Source organism: Synechococcus sp. R6-7 (assembly GCF_047461695.1).
Classification (GTDB): domain Bacteria; phylum Cyanobacteriota; class Cyanobacteriia; order Thermostichales; family Thermostichaceae; genus Thermostichus.
On the sequence record NZ_JANSHS010000437.1, the window covers coordinates 1 to 2,706 of the forward strand.

General features: G+C 54.9%; 3 protein-coding genes. 2 read left to right on the top strand and 1 reads right to left on the bottom strand.

Annotated elements, in window-relative coordinates:
• On the bottom strand, positions 1-849 hold an 849-nt coding region (locus tag NW815_RS12290; RefSeq protein WP_414416070.1), incomplete at its 3' end, for a methionine gamma-lyase family protein.
• 871 nt (positions 850-1,720) lie between these two features.
• Between NW815_RS12290 and hpf the strand changes: the two genes are divergently transcribed.
• On the top strand, positions 1,721-2,293 hold the full coding sequence (gene hpf, locus NW815_RS12295) for a ribosome hibernation-promoting factor, HPF/YfiA family (RefSeq protein ID WP_011434101.1): 573 nt from the start codon (positions 1,721-1,723) through the stop codon (positions 2,291-2,293).
• A 12-nt stretch (positions 2,294-2,305) separates the two neighbouring features.
• A partial coding sequence (locus tag NW815_RS12300) for an urease accessory protein UreF (protein ID WP_414416071.1) occupies positions 2,306-2,706 on the top strand: 401 nt, incomplete at its 3' end.

A 2,706-nucleotide genomic window follows, 5' to 3' on the forward strand; every position in this document is an offset into this window, starting at 1 on the left:
CCCCCCCTCCGAACCAATGCCCGGAGCCGTTAACCGACAAGCGGCTTGCTCCACCAGCTCTGCCCGCCCGGCCACATAGCCCCCTGCGGGAACGAGGGTGCCCCCCGGATTTTTGATCAGGGATCCGGCAATCAGATCTGCGCCCACATGGGTTGGCTCCTGGGTTTCCACAAATTCGCCGTAGCAATTGTCCACAAAAACCACAACTTCGGGGTTTTGCGCTTTGACCATTTGGATCATCTCGGCAATCTGGGCAATGGAAAAGCTGGGCCGCCAATCGTAGCCACAGGACCGCTGAATGTGAACCAAGCGGGTTTGCGGTCTGAGGGCGGTTTTCAGGGCCTGCCAATCGACAGTTCCCTCCCGCAAATCCAACTGGCGGTAACCGATGCCAAACTCCCGTAGGGATCCCCGCCCGGAACCCCGCAGACCGATGACCTCTTCAAGGGTGTCGTAAGGGGGGCCGGTAATGCTCAGCAGCTCATCCCCCGGACGCAGCACCCCAAACAAAGCACAGGCAATGGCATGGGTACCAGACACCATCTGCAGCCGCACCACTGCTGCCTCACAGCCCATAATCTGGGCAAACACCCGATCCAAAACCTGCCGCCCCTGGTCGTCGTGGCCATACCCCGACACCCCGGCAAAGTGATGGGATCCCACCCGCTGGTCGCGAAAGGCCCGCAGCACCCGCGCCAGGTTCTCTCTGAGGGTCTTCTCCACCGCCTGAAACTGCTCCTGCAGAGCCTCTTCTGCTCTGTCTAAAAGCTCTGCCGCCTTCAACGGGATCCCTCCGCCCACCCAGTCTGCCCCACCTTTTGCACACCAAGCTGGTTTCGAGGGTAGCATTTCAGCCACCCCGGAAAGAGTTGGCCTTCTCCCCACCGCTCCTCAAGGTGACTGCAGCGGCAGAACCGAGTTCCAAGTTCTTATGTAGCTCTCCGATAGAAACCTTACAGCATGGAACAGTGAACAACAGGCTTGTCAAAGCTAATACCGACAACAACACCATCTCTCAAGTCGAAAGCCTCATATTGATAAAAAATCGATAAAAAGCTTAATTTATATCAATATCCCTTCATTTTTGCTGTCAATGGCTATCCAATCAAGATGCTGCTAGGCTGTAGGATAATACCAACATACCCTGGAGGAAAGCTGAAGCATCTGGATTGCCGAGCTTATGGGCAATACGGCCCACCTTCAGTCTCTCAAAAACAGGTCAGAGTTAGAGACATTGTTTAACCAACTCAAAATCCAGCTCAGGAAGATTTTTAGCAGGCTAGATCTGTCTATGGGTTTGATGATAGATTTGGCTTTTGACTGAGGAACTTGCAACTTAAACTCTAAAAAACCTTTCCCAAAGACACTCAACACAGCCAATAGAAGTGCATGTCTTGCAGGGCGGGGATCCCGCTTCTCTACAGAGCTCCTGCGATTCGGGAAAATCTGGAATTCAACATCTCTGAAACATTAAGAGAGCCTAAATTTATTCTTAACCTCTGGCAGAGATCCTTGAGCGAGATGTTAACCTAGACTTAACCCAAGAGGTTAGTGCCACTCCCAAAGCCGATCTGCTCACCCTTGATGACAGGGCTCCATTTTTGCCAATTAAAGGGCTGACGTCGCCTGTGAGCTGGGATCGCTTTCCAGAGTTAGAGGGATCCCGGGTGGGGATGAGGCGCTATCTCAGGTATAAACCGACATGACTGGGAGAGTCCTCATGACTAAGCTTGTGATCCAAGGGAAAAACGTCGAGATTACCGACGCCATCCGCAGCTACGTTCAAGAAAAAATTGAGCGTGCTGTCAGTCATTTTGCCCAGATCACCAGTGAGGTTGATGTCAATCTATCGGTAGCCCGCAACCCCCGTATCAGTGCCAGCCAATCTGCCGAAGTGACCGTCTACGCCAATGGCACCGTGATCCGGGCGGAAGAAAGCAGCGAAAACCTCTATGCCAGCATCGACCGTGTGGCCGACAAGCTGGCCCGCAAGTTGCGCAAATACAAAGAACGGAACGGCATTCACCGCGTCCGCCACACCCCCAAAACCTCCGTGGCAGTGGCCCAGCAGCCCGTCACCGATCCGCTAAATACGGAACGGCAAGCGGAGTTACCCGCAGAGGTGGTGCGCACCAAATACTTCGCCATGCCACCCATGACGGTTCAGGAAGCGTTGCACCAGTTGGAGCTGGTGGATCACGACTTCTACGTTTTCCGCAATATCGAAAATGGCGAGATCAACGTTATCTACGTCCGCAACCATGGCGGCTATGGCCTGATCCGCCCCCGCTAAGGCTTGGTGAAGATGCGTGGTGAGCTCTCCTCCCAACTTACTTCTCCAGGATCCAGCGGCACTTTCTATCTGTTGCTACAGCTCACCGATTCTGCCCTGCCGATTGGGGCTTATTCCCACTCCTGGGGCTTGGAAGCTGCCGTTCAAGCGGGTCAACTTCGCGATCGGGCTGGGGTGCAGCAGTACCTGTTGGGGGTTTTGCACATGGGCTTAGCCCCCACCGAGGGCAGAGCCTGTGCCTTGGCCCATCGTCTATCCCGATTAGGATCCGAGTCGGGAGTGGAGAAGCTGCAGCAACAGCTGCAAGCAACCCGTTGGGCGGCAGAGCCGCGCCAAGCCAGCCTAGATTTGGGGAAACGCCTAGCTCAACTGGCAGAACGCACCTGGGGAATCTCTGTCCCCAAGGCAGAGGG